The sequence below is a fragment of the Xanthomonas bonasiae genome (genome assembly GCF_014836395.1).
GTDB classification, from domain to species: domain Bacteria; phylum Pseudomonadota; class Gammaproteobacteria; order Xanthomonadales; family Xanthomonadaceae; genus Xanthomonas_A; species Xanthomonas_A bonasiae.
Window position 1 is genome coordinate 111352 of the sequence record NZ_JACSQX010000008.1, and the last position, 17252, is coordinate 128603.

A 17252-nucleotide genomic window follows, 5' to 3' on the forward strand; every position below is an offset into this window, starting at 1 on the left:
TGGAGCCTGTTTCGTGTTCGTTGCTCGCGCTTGGGCAGCAGCCGCTTCATGCCTGCAACGCTGCGGCTACAAGATAGTCGCTCAGACCCGCTCGATCGCCAGCGCCACGCCCTGGCCGACGCCGATGCACATCGTCGCCAGGCCGCGGCGGCCGCCGCTGGCCTCGAGCTGGCGCAGCAGGGTCAGCGCCAGCCGCGCGCCGCTCATGCCCAGCGGATGGCCGAGCGCGATCGCGCCGCCGTTGGCATTGACGTGCGCGGCATCGTCGGCGACGCCCAGCTCGCGCAGGCACGCCAGCCCCTGCGCGGCGAAGGCCTCGTTCAATTCGATCGCATCGAAATCCTCGATCGTCGCGCCGAGCCGCGCCAGCAACTTGCGCGTGGCCGGCACCGGGCCGATGCCCATGTAGGCAGGCTCCACGCCAGCCGAAGCAAAGCCGAGCACGCGCGCCCGCGGGGTCAGGCCCAGCGCCTGCACCTGCGCGGCCGAGGCCAGCAGCAGCGCCGCCGCGCCGTCGTTGATGCCCGAGGCGTTGCCGGCGGTGACCGTGCCCGGCTGGCGGAAGATCGGCTTCAGCCGCGCCAACGCCTCGGCGCTGGTGTCCGCGCGCGGATGCTCGTCGCGCGCGACCTCGACGATCTCGCCGCGCTTGCCGCCCGGCACCGTCACCGGCACGAGTTCGCCGTCGAAGAAACCGGCCGCCTGCGCGGCGGCGGTGCGTTGCTGGCTGCGCAGCGCGAACGCGTCCTGGTCCTCGCGCGCGATGGCGTAGCGCGCGGCGACGTTCTCCGCGGTTTCGCCCATCAGCTCCACGCCGTACAGCCGCTGCATTTGCGGATTGACGAAACGCCAGCCCATCGTGGTGTCCTCGATGCGCTGCTCGCGTGCGAACGGCGTGGCGGCCTTGCCCATCACGTAGGGCGCGCGCGACATCGACTCCACGCCGCCGGCGATCGCCAGCCCCAACTCGCCGGCACGGATGCCGCGCGCGACCGTGCCGACCGCGTCCAGCCCCGAGCCGCACAGGCGGTTGACGGTGCTACCGGGCACGCTGGACGGCAGCCCGGCCAGCAACAGGCTCATCCGCGCGACGTTGCGATTGTCCTCGCCGGCCTGGTTGGCGCAGCCCAGATAGACGTCCTCGACCAGCGCCGGGTCCAGCTGCGGATGCCGCGCCAGCAGCGCCTTGATCGGCACCGCGCCGAGATCGTCGGCGCGCACGCCGGCCAGCGCGCCGCCGTAGCGGCCGATCGGGGTGCGGATGCCATCGATGATGAACACGTCGCTCATTGCGTCTTCTCCATCGTCAGCGACAGGCCGGTCAGGCGTTGCAGTTCGTCCAGTGACACGCCGTCGACGAGCTCGATGACAGCGGCGCCGTGCTTGCCGACCGCGAACACGCCCAGGTCGGTGTAGACGCGCGAGACGCAGCGCAGGCCGGTCAGCGGATAGGTGCATTCGGCGACCAGCTTGCTGTCGCCGTTCTTGGTCAGCAGGTCCATCATCACGAACACGTCCTTGGCGCCGATCGCCAGGTCCATCGCGCCGCCGACCGCGGGGATCGCGTCCGGCGCGCCGGTGCTCCAGTTGGCCAGGTCGCCATGCACCGAGACCTGGAATGCGCCGAGCACGCACACGTCCAGGCGTCCGCTGCGCATCATCGCGAACGAATCGGCATGATGGAAATAGCAGCCGCCGGTCAGCAGCGTCACCGGCTGCTTGCCGGCGTTGATCAGGTCCGGATCCTCCTCGCCGGGCGCCGGCGCCGGGCCCATGCCGAGCACGCCGTTCTCCGAATGCAGGAAGATCTCCTTGTCGGCAGGCAGGAAGTTGGCCACCAGGGTCGGCAGGCCGATGCCGAGATTGACGTAGGCGCCTTCGCCGATATCGCGCGCCACGCGCGCGGCGATCTGGTCGCGGCTCAAACGGTTCATGCGGCGTCTCCGGCGGCGACCACGCGTTGCACGAAGATGCCCGGGGTGACCACCGCTTCCGGATCCAGCGCGCCGAGCGCCACCACTTCGCCGACCTGGACGATGGTGCAGTCGGCGGCCATCGCCATCAACGGACCGAAATTGCGCGCGGTCTTGCGGTATACCAGGTTGCCCCAGCGGTCGCCCCGATACGCCTTGATCAGCGCGAAGTCGGCGCGGATCGGATATTCGAGCACGTAGTGCCGGCCATCGATCTCGCGCGTCTCCTTGCCCGTGGCCAGTTCGGTGCCGTAACCGGTCGGGGTGAAGATCGCACCCAGGCCGTTGCCGGCGGCATGGATGCGCGCGGCCAGGTTGCCCTGCGGCACCAGTTCCAGCTCGATCTCGCCAGCGCGGTAGGCCGCATCGAAATGCTGCGAGTCGCTCTGCCGCGGGAACGAGCAAACGATCTTGCGGACGCGCTTGTGCCGGATCAGCGCGGCCAGCCCGGTGTCGCCGTTGCCGGCGTTGTTGTTGACGATGGTCAGCGCGCGCGCGCCTTGCGCGATCAATGCATCGATCAGTTCGTCGGGCATGCCGGCGCTGCCGAAGCCGCCGATCATCACCGTGGCGCCGTCGTGGATGTCGGCCACGGCCGCTGCGAACGAGGCGACGGTCTTGTCGATCATGCCGCCGCTCCTGCGGGGCCGTGCCCGGCGACCGGCTGCGGGCCGGTCACGGGGCGATAGAGGATTGCCGACATCGGTGCTGTCTCCCGCGAGGTGCGCAACGGCGGCGTCCGCCGTGGTGCCTGATTGATCGAAGCCCCGGCGCATCGATGGAGGCTGCACGCAGCCCTCGTCGCGTCGCCGGACAGAGCCACACGTTAGGCCCGGCGCTTCACGCGGTCAATTCGATTACCGGCCATGTAAATCGATAATCGAACATTTTCGATGTTGCACCGCGGCGTGCACGGACACGGTTCGATGTATACAAAACGTCGGCATCCGCTTTTTTTAACCCGAAAAAAACGAGCAAGAGCGCAATTTACCAGCCGTGCCCAGATCGGCACGCCGCCAAATGTATACAGGACCCGCCATGTCCGACCCGACTCCCCGCTACCCGCTCAACGCCTGGTACGCCATCGCCTGGGACCACGAGGTCCGCCACGCCCTGCTGCCGCGCAAGGCCTGCAACCTCGACATCGTGCTCTACCGCACCGGCGCCGGCGCGCTGGTGGCGCTGGAGGATGCCTGCTGGCACCGGCTGGTGCCGCTGTCGATGGGCAAGCTGCGCGGCGACGACGTGGTCTGCGGCTACCACGGCCTGGTCTACGATGCGCTGGGCCGCTGCGTGCACATGCCCTCGCAGGAGACGATCAACCCCGCGGCCTGCGTGCGCAGCTTCCCGGTCGCCGAGAAGCACCGTTACGTGTGGATCTGGCCCGGCGACGCGGCGCTGGCCGACCCGGCGCTGATTCCCGACCTGCACTGGAACAGCGACCCGGCCTGGGCCGGCGATGGCCGCACCATCCAGGTCAAGTGCGATTACCGGCTGGTGCTGGACAACCTGATGGACCTGACCCACGAGACCTTCGTGCACGGCTCCAGCATCGGCCAGGACGCGGTGGCCGAGGCGCCGTTCGAGGTGGTGCACGGCGAGCGCAGCGTCACCGTCTCGCGCTGGATGCGCGACATCGACCCGCCGCCGTTCTGGGCGCGGCAGATCGAGCACGCGCTGGGCTACCGCGGCAAGGTCGACCGCTGGCAGATCATCCGCTTCGAGGCGCCGTCCACCATCGCCATCGACGTCGGCGTGGCGGTCGCCGGCAGCGGCGCGCCGGAAGGCGACCGCAGCCAGGGCGTGAACGGCTACGTGCTCAACACCATCACCCCCGAGACCGACGGCAGCTGCCACTACTTCTGGGCGTTCATGCGCAACCACTCGCTGCACGAGCAGTCGATGACCACGCTGCTGCGCGAGGGCGTGACCGGCGTGTTCGGCGAGGACGAGGCGATCCTGGAAGCGCAGCAGCGGGCGATCGACGCGCATCCGGACCACGCGTTCTACAACCTCAACGTCGATGCCGGCGGGATGTGGGCGCGGCGGCTGATCGAGCGCATGGTCGCGCGCGAGCAGCGCAGCCGCGACCTGGATCTGCGCATGGTCGGCTGACCGTCCCACCCACCACCGGAACGCCATGCACGCCACGCCTCCCTTCCGCTCCAGCGCCGCCCAGACCACCCGCGCGCTGCTGGAACTGCGCGACCTGATCCTCGGCGGCGCCCTGGCGCCGGGCGAACGCCTGTCCGAACTGGCGGTGGTCGAACGCCTGGGCGTCTCGCGCACGCCGGTGCGCGCGGCGCTGCAACGCCTGTGCGAAGAAGGCCTGGCCACCGCCCTGCCCGGCGGCGGCTACGCGGTCAAGGCGTTCAGCGAACGCGACGTGCACGACGCGATCGAACTGCGCGGCACCCTGGAAGGGCTGGCCGCGCGCCTGGCCGCCGAACGCGGCGCCAGCGTCGCCGAGCTGCAGCAGGCGCACGCGCTGCTGGAGCGACTCGATGCGGTCCTCGCCTCGGAGCTGGGCGAGGACGACTTCGCCAACTACGTGCAGTACAACGAACAGCTGCATGCCTTGCTGATCGCGATGGCGGGCAGCGACCTGCTGGCGCGCGAGTTCGCGCGCACCGTGCAGCTGCCGTTCGCCTCGCCCAACGGCTTCGTGATGGCCCAGGTGGCGGTGCCGGAAGCGCGCCTGATCCTGACCCTGGCGCAGGACCAGCACCGGCAGGTGGTCGAAGCGATCGCGCAGCGCCAGGGCGCGCGCGCCGAAGCGCTGATGCGCGAGCACGCCCGCCTGGCCCAGCGCAATTTCGGCTATGCCCTGCGCGACCAGGCGATCGGACGGGTGCACGGCGGCGGGCTGATCCAGCCGAACCCGCCAGACGCGCCGGCGCGCAGCCGTGGTGGCAGCGCCTGAGTCGAACCACGCCGGCGCCGGCCGCCGTCGGCACCCGCAGCGCCAGCCCGGCGCTCTTCTTCCTCCCCACCTGGACCCCGCCATGCGCAAGGAAACCCAGTGGTACCCGGCCCGCGTGGTCGCCGTCGCCGATGCCTGCGACGGCGTGCGCGAACTCCTGCTCGACCCCGGCGCGCATGCGCGTCCGTTCGCGGTCGGCAGCCACCTCGATTTTCGCCTGCGCCTGCACGGGCGCGAGGACATTCGTTCCTACTCGCTGGTCGGCGAGCCCCGCGCCGATGGCCGCTATCTGATCGCCGTCCGCGCGATGCCCGACAGCCGCGGCGGCTCGCGGCACATGTGGACGCTGGCGCCAGGCGACAGCATCGAGACCTCCGCGCCCAGCAACAACTTCGCGCTCGACGAGCGCGCCGCGGAGATCCTACTGGTGGCCGGCGGCATCGGCATCACCCCGATCCTGGGCATGGCGCAACGGCTGGCGCAGCGGCATCCCGCGTTCCGCCTGCTCTACGTGGGCCGCTCGCGCAGCGCGATGGCCTACGTGGCGCAGCTGCAGGACACGCTCGGCGAGCGCCTGCACGTGCATTGCGACGACGAGCGGGGCGCGCCCGACCTGGAAGCCGAGATCGCCAGGCTCTCCCCCACCGCCGAGATCTACGTGTGCGGCCCGCTGGGCATGCTCGACGCGGTCCGCCGCCACTGGCACGCCGCCGGCCGCTCGCGCGCGCGGCTGCACTTCGAGACCTTCGGCAACAGCGGCAACGCGCCAGCGCGCCCGTTCGTGGTGCGGCTGCCGGCCCTGGGCATGGAGGTCCCGGTGGCGGAGAACGAATCGATGCTCGACGCCCTGCAGGCGGCCGGCGTGGAAATGATGGCCGAATGCCGCCGCGGCGAATGCGGCCTGTGCCAGGTGGACGTGCTCGACGCCGACGCCGGCCTGGACCACCGCGACGTCTTCTTCAGCGACGAACAGCGCCGCGAGAACCGCAAACTCTGCGCCTGCGTCTCGCGCGCCCTGGGCGGCAGCATCAGCATCGACACCGGCTACCGCCCCGACGCGCTGTGAGCGCGCGCCGATCGCAAGCGAACAAGCTGCAGCACCTCACAGGGCACCCCGCAGGAATGGAGTGAGGGCACGCGCACAGCTTTGTGCGATGAAGGCAGCACGAGGCTTCGCCCGTACCCTCACCCAACCCCTCTCCCGATGGGAGAGGGGCTAAGAGCGCGCTCGCGCCGTTACTTCCACCGTCGCGCTTGTCCTTACCCGGCTCTTGCTCTTGCTCCTGCTGTTGCTGTTGCTGTTGCTGCTGTGCTTTTGATCTTCCGGGCCCCCTCAGCGCGGCAGACCCGGCGGGCGAATACCCGAAGGGCGGCGCGCAGGATGCGCGACGTTTTTCGTTGGCACATGGATGTGCCATCGAAAAATGCCCGTCGGGGCTGCGGACCTGGAGCGCGCAGCGCGGAAGGCGCGCTGCGGGGTGTGCTTGACCAGCCTTCGGCTGTGGTGAAGCGCTTCTTTTGGTTACTTTTCTTTGCACAAGCAAAGAAAAGTGACTCGCCGCAAGGCGAAAGCCTTTGCTCTCAATCTTTGCTCTAGCTCTAGCTCTAGCGATCGCTCCAGCCATGACTCCAGAATCCCAAACAACATCCGGATCAGAAATGATCCAGCGCCCGCAGTGAACGAGATCGGCAGCGGTGAGGCTTCGTTCGTCGCGGCTGAAGCCGCTCCTACAGGGGGCGCAGGAACCGATAGGCAAACCCCATCCAGCGCCGCGCCGACCCAACTAACCCAACGCCGCCCCCGTCTCCAGCGGCAACCCCGCATAGTTCTCCGCAATCGTCGCCCGCCCCTCTGGACTACCCAGCAGATAGTCCAACTCCGCCTCATGCAAGCGCCGTTCGAACGCATCCTCGTCCGGGAAGTGGTGCAACATCGTCGTCATCCACCACGAAAAACGCACCGCCTTCCATACCCGCTTCAACGCCAATTCCGAATAGCGCAGCAACGGCGCAGCGTCGCCCTGCTCCCGCGCCTGCGCGAACAACGATGCCAACAGCCCCACGTCGCCCGCCGCCAGATTCAAACCCTTGGCCCCGGTCGGCGGCACGATATGCGCCGCATCGCCGGCCAGGAACAGCCGGCCATACTGCATCGGCTCCACCACATAACTGCGCAACGGCGCGATGCTCTTCTCGATCGACGGCCCGGTGCGCAGGCGCGCCGCCACCGCGTCCGGCAGGCGCGCGCGCAACTCGTCCCAGAAGCGCGCATCCGACCAGTCCTCCACACGCTCGCCGGCCGGCACCTGCACGTAATAGCGGGTGCGCGTGGGCGAGCGCATCGAACACAGCGCGAACCCGCGCGCATGCCGCGCATAGATCAACTCCTCGTTGACCGGCGCGGTATCGGCCAGCACCCCGAGCCAGCCGAACGGATACACCCGCTCGTACTCGCGCAGCACCCCGGCCGGGATCGACGCGCGGCTGACGCCATGGAACCCGTCGCACCCTGCGATGTAGTCGCACTCCACCCGCACCCGCTCGCCGTGCTGCACGTACTCCACCCACGGATGCTCGCCGTCCACCCCATGCAAGGTCACGTCCTCGGCCTCGTAGACGCTGACCCCGCCGGCCTCGGCCCGCGCCTGCATCAGGTCGCGGGTGACCTCGGTCTGGCCGTAGATGGTGACCGCGACCGCGCCGCCGGAGCCGCCCAGGTCGATGCGCTCGCGGTGGCCGTCCAGCACCAGCTCGAAGCCATGGTGGACCACCCCCTCGCGCTGCAGCCTGGCGTCGGCACCGGCCGCGCGCAGCAGATCGACCGTGCCCTGCTCCAGCACCCCGGCGCGGATGCGCGAGAGCACGTACTGCGGCGAACGCCGCTCGATGACGAGGGTGTCGATGCCCTGGCGCAGCAGCAACTGGCCCAGCAACAGCCCGGCGGGGCCTGCACCGATGATGGCGACTGACGTCTTCATACGTTCTCCGAAACCGGCATGGCGGTACTTTTCGCCAGTCTTCTCGCGCCGTTGCGCGATTCCAATGGACTAACCGAAGAATTTCCTGCACTTTTCGCCGATGGCTGCGATCACCGAACCGCCCGTTCAGGCCCAACCCGTCCCCGCGTTCCGCCTGTACGGCGAAACCGGCGACGCCACCGCGGCCGATGCGCTGCACTGGGAGTCGATCGCGGCGCGCAGCCGCCTGCACGGCTGGCGGATCCGGCCGCACCGGCACCACGATCTGTCGCAATTGCTATACGTGCAGAGCGGCCCGGCCGGGATCCATATCGACGGGCGCAGCCAACGGGTGGATCGGGCCGCGCTGGTGTGGATGCCGCCGCTGTACGTGCACGGCTTCGATTTCCATCGCCGCATCCGCGGCCACATCGTCACCCTGTCCGCCGCGCTGCTGCAGGCCTGGCACGCGCAGTGGCCGCAGATGGCGCAGGCGCTGGCGCGACCTGCCTGCCTGGACGTCGGGCGCGACCGCGCCATGCTCGACGCCTGCTTCGCCGGACTCGCCACCGAACACGCGCACCGCCGCGAAGGCCGGGTGCCGATGCTGCACGCGCTGGCCGGCCAGTTGCTGGTGTGGACCGCGCGGCGCGTGCTGCAGCAACCCGCGCCGGGTGCGGACAGCGGCCACGACCGCGGCAGCGAGCACGTTCGCGGCTTCCTCGCCCTGGTGGACCGGCACTATCGCGAACACTGGCCGCTGCAGCGCTATGCCGACCAGTTGGGACTCAGCGCCAGCCACCTCGGCGCGGTGTGCCGGCAGCATGCCAACGCCGCGCCGCTGCAGTTGCTGCAGCGGCGGGTGATGCTGGAGGCGCAGCGCAGCCTGGTCTACACCTCGCTGAGCGTGCAGCAGATCGCCACCTGGCTGGGGTTCGCCGACGCGGCCTATTTCAGCCGCTATTTCGCCCGCAATGCCGGCTGTTCGCCGAATGCGTTCCGCCGCGCGCAGCAGGGCGGCGTCGGCGCGCCGGCAACGCGCTAGGAACGCCCGCGCTGCCGGGTGCCGCCTATCGGCGCGATCGGGATCGGCCTGCCCGCATCGCTCAAGCCAGGCGCTCGCGCAGGAACGCGCCGCTACGCTCGATCGCCTGCACCGCAGCCGGCAGCACGCCCGCCATCTCGATGAAGCCGTGGACCATGCCGGGCAGTTCGACGTACTCCACCGGTACGCCCGCGGTGCGCAATGCATCGGCATACAGGCGGCCGTCGTCGAGCAGCGCATCGCATTCGGCGGTGAACACCAGCGCCGGCGGCAATCCGGACACGTCCGCTGCCTGCAGCGGCGACAGGCGCGGGTCGCGCGGGTCCAGGCCCGAGGACAGGAACGGGCCGGACATGGCCTGCATCAGCTCCAACGTCAACGGCGGTACCGCGCCGTTCCTGCGCCGCGAAGGAAACGCATCGCCGCCGGGCGACAGGTCGGTCCCCGGATAGAACAGCACCTGCGCGCGCAAGGCCACCGCGCTGCCGCGCAACGCCTGGCAGGCCATGGCGGCCAGGCCGCCGCCAGCGCTGTCGCCGGCCACCGCGAGGCGTGCCGGATCCAGCGCCAGTTCCGCGGCGTGCGCGTGCAGCCAACGGATCGCCGCCAGCACGTCCTCGGGACCGGCGGGCGCCGGATGCTCCGGGGCCAACCGGTAGTCCACCGCGATCACCGCACAGCCGGCGGCATGCGCCAGGCGTCGGCAGACCTTGTCGTGGCTGTCCAGGTCGCCCAGGATCCAGCCGCCGCCATGCAGGTACACGATGGCCGCAGACGGCGCCGCGGCCGCCGCGGGCAGATAGCGCCGCAACGGAATCGGCCCGAGCGGCCCGTCGGCCTGCAGGTCGCGCACCTCCCGCATCGGCCACGCGTCGCCGCCGAGCACCGTGGTGATTTCGCGGTAGGCGCGGCGCATCGCCGGCATCGGCAAGGTATGCAACGGCGGCTTGCCGTCCGCAGCGGCAGCCATGGTCGCCAGCGCCGTGAGGACGTCGGGCGCCAGGCGCGAGGGGTCGAAAGGATCGGCTTGCATCGCTCGCTCCAGGTCTGGGGTCGTGGTGGAAAGGCGGCCAGGTGGCCGGATCAGTCGATCAGCATCAGCGCATCCAGCGCGAGCACGCCGCGCCCTTGCGGATAGACGATCACCGGATTGAGGTCGATCTCGCGGATCCGCGGTTCGGCGCGCAGCACTGTGCCCAGCCGCACCACCAGGTCCGCCAGCGCGGCCACGTCCAGCGCCGGCGCGCCGCGATGGCCGTGCAGCAGCGCCGCGCCCTTGAGCCGTTGCAGTTCGCCGATCACCGACGCCGCCGGCAGGTCCGGCGCGAGCAGGCGCACGTCGCGCAGCACCTCGGCGGCGACGCCACCGAAGCCGACCAGGATCACCGGCCCCCACTGCGGATCGTGGCGCGCGCCGACGATCATCTCCATGCCGCGCTCGCCCATCGCCTCGACCAGCACGCCCTCCAGCGGCGCATCCGACGCATGCCGGGCGAGATTGGCGTGCAGCCGTTCCCAGCCTTCCGCCAGCGCCGCGGCGTCGCCGAGGCCGAGGATCACGCCGCCGACATCGCTCTTGTGGCCCAGTTCGACCGACTGCACCTTCAGCGCCACCGGATAGCCGATCCGCGCCGCAGCCGCCTGCGCCTGCTGCAGCGTGGCGGCCAGTTCGCCGCGCGCGAACGGCAGCCCGAGCGGGGCCAGCAGCGCCTTGGCGCGATGCTCGGGAATCACCCCGCCCTGCGCCGGCAACGCGACCTGCACCGCCACCGCCGCGGCTTCGTCGAAATCGCGCTCGGCCAGCGCCGCCAGGCGTGCGATGGCGCGCAGCGCGCGTTCGCTGCTGGGGAAGTACGGCACGCCCACTTCGCGCAACTGCGCCAAATAGTCGGCCGGCAACGCCGCGCCCTCGTCGAGGCCGGCGAAGATCACCGCCTTGTGCGGGCGCAGCTCGCGCACCGCGCGCAGCACCGGCGGCAGCTTGATCGCGCAGGTCACCGGATCGGTCTGGATCAGGCCGACCACGATCGTGGCGAAGCGCGGGTCGTCGAACAACGCCGCCAGGGTGCGCTGGTACAGGTCCGGATCGACCAGTCCCTGCGCGGTGAGATCGAGCGGATTGCTGACCGCGACGAATGCCGGCATGGCCGCGCGCAGCGCCGGGGAATCGCCGTCGTGCAGCGGCGGCAGGGCCAGCCCCAGGTCTTCGCACAGGTCCAGGCACAGCGCCTTGAACGCGCCCGACTCGCCCAGGATCGCGGTGCCCACCGCCGGCAGGCGCGGGCAGCGCAGCGCGATCTCGGCGATGTCGCCCAGTTCTTCCAGGGTGTCGGCGAGCACCACGCCGGCGCGTTCGACCAGCGTGCGCATCACCTGGTAGTCGCCGGCGAGCGCGCCGGTGTGGGTGGCGGCGGAGTCGCGCGCGGCGCTGCTCTTGCCCGGATGCAGCAACACCAGCCGCGTGCCGGCGGCGCGTGCGCGCCGCGCCAGCGCCAACAATCGGCGCGGCTGGCGGAACTGTTCGGCGATCATCGCGATCACCCGCGTGCCGGCGTGATCGAGCAGGAAGTCGAGGTAGTCCTCGATGTGGCTAGCGGCCTCGTTGCCGGTGGAGATCGCATAGGACAGCGGCAGGTCACGGCTGGCCAGCGTGGTGTTGAGCACCGTCATCATCGCCCCGCTCTGCGAGAGGATGCCGATCGCCGGAGCGGCGCGGTTGCGCGCGGCCTGTTCGGCGCTGACGTCGGCTTCGATGAAGGTCAGCGGGATGCGCGCCAGGTAGTTGATGCAACCCAGGCAGTTGGGGCCTTCGACCAGCATGCCGGCCGCCGCGGCGATCCGCGCGATCTCGCGCTGCTGCGCCTGGCCCGCCTCGCCGGCCTCGGCGAAACCGGAGGAGAAGATCACCGCCGCGCCCACGCCGCGCGCGGCCAGCGCGCGCACCGCGTCGAGCACCGCCGGCTGCGGGATCGCCAGCACCGCCACGTCCACGCCATCGGGCAGGAGCGCGATCGACGCCAGGCACGGCCGCCCGCCGATCTCCTCGCGCTTGGGGTTGATCAGGTGGATCTGTCCGGCGTAGCCGTTGCGCTCGAGATTGCCCAGCACCGAGGCGCCGAGCGCGCCCGGCGTCGGCGAGGCGCCGACGATGGCGATCGAAGCCGGTTCCAGCAGCCGCTGCACCGGGGTCCGCACCGCGCCCAGCGGCGGCGCGGCGGGAGTCGTGCTCATGTCCATCGTGACCTCGCTGTGCTCAGGCGTCGCGGCGTTGCCGGGACAGATCGTAGGCGCCCAGGCCGGGCTTGTAGCTCTTCTCGTCCAGGAACTGCTTCAGCCCTTCCTTGCGGCCGTCGTCGTAGCTGTTGGCCGCTTCCTGCGCGCGCACCAGATAGTCCTCGGCGTTCTCGTAGGTCATTTCGCGCACGCGCCGCACCGCGTCCTTGGTCGCCTTCAGCGCCACCGGATTCTTCTTCGACAGCGCCTGCGCCACCTCCGCCACGCGCGCGCGCAGGCGCTCGCCCGGCAGCGCCTCGTTGACCAGGCCCCACTCGGCGGCGGTGCGGCCGTCGATCGGTTCGCCGAGCATCGCGTGGTACATCGCGCGCCGGAACGACAGCAGTTCGGCCGCCACCTTGGAGGCGCCGCCGCCGGGCAGGATGCCCCAGTTGATCTCGGACAGGCCGAACTTGGCGTCCTCGTCGGCGAAGGCCAGGTCGCAGGCGAACAGGGGGCCGTAGCCGCCGCCGAAGCACCAGCCGTTGACCATCGCGATGGTCGGCTTCTGGTACCAGCGCAGGCGCCGCCACCAGCCGTAGCTCTCGCGCTGCGCCTTGCGCGTGCCGGCCAGGCCATGCGCCTCGGTGTCGCGGAAGTATTCCTGCAGGTCCATGCCGGCGGTCCAGGCGCTGCCTTCGCCGGTCAGCACCAGCACGCGCACGTCGTCGCGGAATTCGAGTTCATCCAGGACCTCGAGCATCCTGCGGTTGAGCGCCGGGCTCATCGCGTTGCGCTTCTCCGGGCGGTTGAATTTCACCCAGGCCACGCCGTCCTCGACGGCATAGGCGACGGTGTCGTGTTCGGGTTTGCTGCTCATGTGGATCGACCTCGGTGGGGGGGAGAATGGGAACTCCCTTCTCCCATCGGGAGAAGGTGCCCCGAAGGGGCGGATGAGGGGCGCCGCGAGAAATCCAACGCTGCAGTGACGACGAACGCGTCGCCACGCGCCAGTGAGGCAAACGATCCAGCAACAGCATCATCGTGGTTCACCTTGGCTGACGCGTGGCGACGCGTTCGTCATGGCGGCTTCTGTGGATTTCCTGCGGCGCCCCCAACCCCTCTCCCGGAGGGAGAGGGGCTTAAGCATGGCGCTCAGTACGGGTACTGCGGCACCGCATCCTGGATCGTGACCCACTGCCAGTGGGTGTACTGCTCCCAGTCGGCCGGGCCTCCGACACTGGTGCCGTTGCCGGAGGCGCCGGTGCCGCCGAACGGGTTGACCACCTCGTCGGCCACGGTCTGGTCGTTGATGTGCAGCAACCCGGTGTGCAGGCGCTCGCCGATCGCCAGCGCGCGGCCGACCGAGGCCGAGATCACTCCCGCCGACAGGCCGTACTCGGTGCGGTTGGCCAACGCCACCGCCTCGTCGTCGCTGTCGAACACGATGATGTTGGCGACCGGTCCGAACACTTCCTCCTCGAACGCGCGCATGCCCGGCTGCACGTTGGACAGCACGGTCGGCGCGTAGAACAGGCCCTCGTGACTGCCGCCGGCCTCGACCACCGCGCCGGCCGCCACCGAGGCGGCGACGATGTCCACCACGTTCTGCAGCTGGCGCCGGTCGATGATCGGCCCGAGCGCGACCTGGCCGCTGGCCGGATCGCCGACCGGCAGGTGCCGCGCCTTCTCGGCCAGGCGCCGGGTCAACTCGGCGGCGATGCCGCGCTGGACCAGCACGCGGCCGGTGGCCATGCAGATCTGGCCCTGGTGGAAGTAGGCGCCGAACGCGATCGCCGAGACCGCGCGCTCCAGGTCGGCGTCCTCCAGCACGATCAGCGCGTTCTTGCCGCCCAGTTCCAGCGAGACCTTCTTCAGGTGCCTGCCGGCCAGCTCGCCGATCTTGCGGCCGGCCGCGGTGGAACCGGTGAACGCGATCATCGGCACGCCGGGCGCCTCGACCAGCGCCTGGCCGGCATCGGCGCCGCCGGGCAGCACGTGCAGCAGGCCCTTGGGCAGGCCGGCCGCGGCCAGCACCTCCGCGATGACGAAGCCGCCGGCATACGGCGTCCGCGGATCGGGCTTGAGCACCACCGCGTTGCCGACCGCCAGCGCCGGTGCCACCGAGCGCAACGACAGCACCAGCGGGAAATTGAACGGCGAGATCACCCCGATCACGCCCAGCGGCAGCTGTCGCGCCAGGCTCAAGCGGCCCGGCGCGCTCGGCAGCACCTGCCCGCTGGCGTGCAACGGCATCGCCGCGGCGCGCTGCAGCAGCACGATCGCCTCGCGCACTTCGTGCTCGCCCTTGGCCAGGATGCCGCCGGTCTCGCGCGCGATCAGCGCCGCGGCCGCGGCCGCCTGTTCCTGCAGGATCGCCGCGGCGCGATGGAACACCGCGGCACGCTCGCGCGGCGGCGTCGCGGCCCAGGCGCGCTGCGCCGCGCGCGCCTTCGCCACCGCGGCGCCGACCTCGGCCGGCCCGGCCTTGCCGACCGAATACAGCGGCTGGCCGGATCCCGGTTCGATCACCTCGAGGGTGTCGGCCGCGGCGATCCAGTCGCCGTCGAACAGCGCGCCCTGCCAGGTCGCGGCAAGGGCCAGGGGAGTGCTGGGGTTGTTCATCGTGCGTGGTCTCGGAAAAGGGACGGGAGAACGAAGGTTCAGATCGCGGTGGCGGCCAGGCCGCCATCCACCGGCAGGTTGACGCCGTTGATCCAGCGCGCGGCATCGGAGGCGAGGAACACGATCGCCTCGGCGACCTCGTCGGCATAGGCCGGGCGCTTCATCTTGCCCGCATCGGCCTGGACCCGCTCCGGCCCGAGCATCGCCACGAAATCGCCCAGGATCGGCGTGAACACCGGGCCGGGCGCGACGCTGTTGACGCGCACGTCGTGGCCGGCGAACCAGTCCTGCGAACGCAGCGCGCTCCACACGATCAGCGCTTCCTTGAAGTACTGGTAGCAGGTGGCCTGCGCCACCGGATGCGCCTGCAGCCAGCGTTCGCCGGCGGCGTAGTCGGGGGTCTGCGCCAATGCGCGATGCAGGTCCAGCCGTTGCGGCCATTCCGCGCCGAGGATCGAGGCGACGTTGACGATGCTGCCGCCGGCGGCGATGCGCGGCAGCAGCGCCTGGCTGAGATGGCGTAGGCCCAGGTAGTTCACCTTCGCCACCAGCTCCACCGGCGCGGTGCCTGGCACGCCGGCGATGTTGGCCAGCGCGTCGATGCGTTCGGGCAAGTGCGCCACCAGCGCATCGATCGCGGCAGGATCGCCGAGGTCGGCCTGGTGGAAACCGTCCAGCGTCATGTTGACCGGATTGCGGTCCACGCCGATCACGCGTGCGCCGTGGAAGCGTGCCAGCCGCGCCACTTCGCCGCCGATGCCCGAGGCCACGCCGGTCACTACGAGGGTCTTGTTGTGCAGGTTCATGAGAGCGAAATCCGGTTCAGAACACGTGGACGTACTGGAAGTTGACGTTGTTGCCGGAGGCGGCGTTCTTCACCTCCACCGGCAGGTACAGATTGGCGTTGAGCATGTTGTGCGCATCGATCCGCCACGACGCGCCGGGGCCGAGATAGAACTGGCTCTGCTTGGTGTCGGCCACGCGCTCGCCATTGGTGCGGTTGTCGCGCAGCTGCTTGAGGTAGTAGCCGTTCACGCCCAACCGGAACGCGGGCGTCAGCGCGTAGGAACTGGCGAAGTTGACCCAGAACGCATCGCCGGCCTGGCCGTTGCGGAACGTGAAACCGTCCAGTTGCGGTGGGTTGGCGGCCTTGTCGGCGCGGAAGTTGTAGACGTAGTTCAGGCGCGCGCTGAGTTCCCACTGCGGCGTGGGCAACACGGTGAACGCCCAGCTCGGGATCAGCGACCAATAGCCCGAGCTCTGGTTGAGATCGCGGTCGCGATCGAACTTGCCGACCGGCGCGATCGCGTCGAACTCGAAACGCTGGACGAACACCGGCCGCCCGTCGCGGATCGTCGGCAGCATCTGCAGATACGGACCGAAAGTGATGTCGCCGAGGCCGAAGCCGTTGTCGCGCAGCCGTGCCGGGCTGTCGGCCGCGAACGCGGCGTCGAGATTGACCAGCGGCACCAGCGCGTTGAGGCCGAACACGCCGCCGAACAGCTTGTACCGCGTCGCGTAGGCGAACTGGGTCAGCAGCAGCGTCGAGCCGATGTCGGTGCCGCGGAACGCCGGCACGTCGTCGCCGTGCGCGTCTTCGATCGCATCCAGGTGCGTATAGCGTGCGTACTGCACGATCGCCCAGCCTGGCTCGGTGCGGGTGAAGCCATCCAGGAAACTGGTGCCGCCGGTGTTCAGCCCGTTGGTCAGTTGCACGGTCTGCGGCACGCTCTGCGCCCAGGCCGGGGTAGCGGCGAGCGAGAGCAGGAGGGCGAAGGCGAGGTGCCGCGGACGCGGCATTGCGGGGACAGCGACGGGCATGCGACTCACGGCGAGGGTTCTCCTGGACAGGATGGAACGGCCGAGCGCGGGGGGGAGACGAACGCCGCACGCGCTGCACGCGCCGGCCAGAGAATCCGGCGGCGTGGAGCGGGATGCGGCGGAGCGGCGCGCAGGCGCCGCGGGGATCAGGTCGTCGGTGCGATCCTGCCGAGCAGGTCGAGCGCGCGCAGCAGCGAGCGCCCTGCGGACGCGCCCAGCGCGTCCAGCAATTGCGCTTCCATCCGCTGCACCGCCGCCTCGGCCTCGTCCAGCAATGCCTTGCCGGTCGCGGTCAGATGCAGATGCTGCATGCGCCGGTCCTGGCGTCCGCGCACCTGGCGCAGCAGCCGGCGCTTGATCAGCCGCGCGATCACGATCGCCAGATTGGGCGGGGAGACATCCAGCACTTCGGCGAGCTGGCGCTGGTTGGCGCCGCTGTTCGCATCCACCAGCACCAGCACCGAGAAGTCGACCGGCTTCAGGTCGTAGTCGCGCACGCACTCCAGGAACATCCGCCGGATCTGCAATTCGGTGCGGGTCAGCCGGAAGCCGAGCAGCCGGGTCAGCCGGGCCTGGTCGATCGATTCGGCCGGTGCGCTGCTGTCGGGAAGTTGCGTGTTGCTCAAGGGCGGTGCGCCGTGCAGGGGAAGCGGTGCGCACAGCATAGCGCAGGCATTCGCCGGGCTCGGCCGGCG

General features: G+C 70.3%; 15 protein-coding genes. 4 read left to right on the forward strand and 11 right to left on the reverse strand.

Translation table 11 applies throughout. From position 1 onward, the window contains the following. Positions 1 to 81: 81 nt before the first annotated feature. The 3 genes from pcaF to H9658_RS14330 are packed head-to-tail and all read right to left on the reverse strand — an operon-like array spanning position 82 to position 2602. Complete coding sequence (pcaF, locus tag H9658_RS14320) at positions 82 to 1290, reverse strand: 3-oxoadipyl-CoA thiolase (RefSeq protein WP_191825835.1); 1209 nt, start codon at positions 1288 to 1290, stop codon at positions 82 to 84. After that, on the reverse strand, positions 1287 to 1934 hold the full coding sequence (locus H9658_RS14325; protein ID WP_191825836.1) for a 3-oxoacid CoA-transferase subunit B: 648 nt from the start codon (positions 1932 to 1934) through the stop codon (positions 1287 to 1289). The genes pcaF and H9658_RS14325 overlap by 4 nt, the downstream gene beginning before the upstream one ends. Next, complete coding sequence (locus H9658_RS14330) at positions 1931 to 2602, reverse strand: 3-oxoacid CoA-transferase subunit A (RefSeq protein ID WP_191825837.1); 672 nt, start codon at positions 2600 to 2602, stop codon at positions 1931 to 1933. Before H9658_RS14330 ends, H9658_RS14325 begins: the two co-directional genes overlap by 4 nt. 409 nt (positions 2603 to 3011) lie before the next feature. Between H9658_RS14330 and H9658_RS14335 the strand changes: the two genes are divergently transcribed. The 3 genes from H9658_RS14335 to H9658_RS14345 all read left to right on the forward strand — a co-directional run bounded on the left by H9658_RS14335 (position 3012) and on the right by H9658_RS14345 (position 5962). Next, complete coding sequence (locus tag H9658_RS14335; RefSeq protein WP_191825838.1) at positions 3012 to 4088, forward strand: aromatic ring-hydroxylating dioxygenase subunit alpha; 1077 nt, start codon at positions 3012 to 3014, stop codon at positions 4086 to 4088. A 25-nt stretch (positions 4089 to 4113) separates the two neighbouring features. Further along, a complete protein-coding gene (locus H9658_RS14340) occupies positions 4114 to 4896 on the forward strand; it encodes a GntR family transcriptional regulator (protein WP_191825839.1) in 783 nt (260 codons plus the stop codon). Between the two features lie 82 nt (positions 4897 to 4978). Next, complete coding sequence (locus H9658_RS14345; protein WP_191825840.1) at positions 4979 to 5962, forward strand: PDR/VanB family oxidoreductase; 984 nt, start codon at positions 4979 to 4981, stop codon at positions 5960 to 5962. A gap of 718 nt (positions 5963 to 6680) precedes the next feature. On the opposite strand, the gene pobA is transcribed toward H9658_RS14345, so the two are convergent. After that, complete coding sequence (pobA, locus tag H9658_RS14350) at positions 6681 to 7874, reverse strand: 4-hydroxybenzoate 3-monooxygenase (RefSeq protein ID WP_191825841.1); 1194 nt, start codon at positions 7872 to 7874, stop codon at positions 6681 to 6683. A 100-nt stretch (positions 7875 to 7974) separates the two neighbouring features. Between pobA and H9658_RS14355 the strand changes: the two genes are divergently transcribed. Further along, complete coding sequence (locus H9658_RS14355) at positions 7975 to 8898, forward strand: helix-turn-helix domain-containing protein (protein ID WP_191825842.1); 924 nt, start codon at positions 7975 to 7977, stop codon at positions 8896 to 8898. Between the two features lie 61 nt (positions 8899 to 8959). Here H9658_RS14355 and H9658_RS14360 read toward each other — a convergent pair whose 3' ends face one another. From H9658_RS14360 to H9658_RS14390, 7 genes are all read right to left on the reverse strand, one after another. Further along, positions 8960 to 9931 carry an alpha/beta hydrolase gene (locus tag H9658_RS14360; RefSeq protein WP_179570952.1) on the reverse strand — a complete coding sequence of 324 codons (972 nt, stop codon included), beginning with the start codon at positions 9929 to 9931 and terminating at the stop codon, positions 8960 to 8962. Between the two features lie 50 nt (positions 9932 to 9981). Next, entirely contained in the window at positions 9982 to 12129 is a 2148-nt protein-coding gene (locus H9658_RS14365; protein WP_191825843.1) for an acetate--CoA ligase family protein, read from the reverse strand. A 22-nt stretch (positions 12130 to 12151) separates the two neighbouring features. Beyond that, the gene (locus tag H9658_RS14370; RefSeq protein WP_179570954.1) at positions 12152 to 12991 is read right to left on the reverse strand and encodes a p-hydroxycinnamoyl CoA hydratase/lyase; all 840 of its coding nucleotides are present in this window, start codon (positions 12989 to 12991) and stop codon (positions 12152 to 12154) included. 275 nt (positions 12992 to 13266) lie between these two features. After that, positions 13267 to 14736 (reverse strand): benzaldehyde dehydrogenase, encoded by a 1470-nt coding sequence (locus H9658_RS14375; protein WP_191825844.1) that lies wholly within the window; start codon positions 14734 to 14736, stop codon positions 13267 to 13269. Positions 14737 to 14774: 38 nt separating this feature from the next. Beyond that, a complete protein-coding gene (locus H9658_RS14380) occupies positions 14775 to 15542 on the reverse strand; it encodes a coniferyl-alcohol dehydrogenase (RefSeq protein WP_191825845.1) in 768 nt (255 codons plus the stop codon). Positions 15543 to 15558: 16 nt separating this feature from the next. Beyond that, positions 15559 to 16536 carry a SphA family protein gene (locus H9658_RS14385; RefSeq protein ID WP_225209977.1) on the reverse strand — a complete coding sequence of 326 codons (978 nt, stop codon included), beginning with the start codon at positions 16534 to 16536 and terminating at the stop codon, positions 15559 to 15561. Positions 16537 to 16703: 167 nt separating this feature from the next. Then, complete coding sequence (locus tag H9658_RS14390) at positions 16704 to 17222, reverse strand: MarR family winged helix-turn-helix transcriptional regulator (protein ID WP_179570957.1); 519 nt, start codon at positions 17220 to 17222, stop codon at positions 16704 to 16706. Positions 17223 to 17252 lie beyond the last annotated feature (30 nt).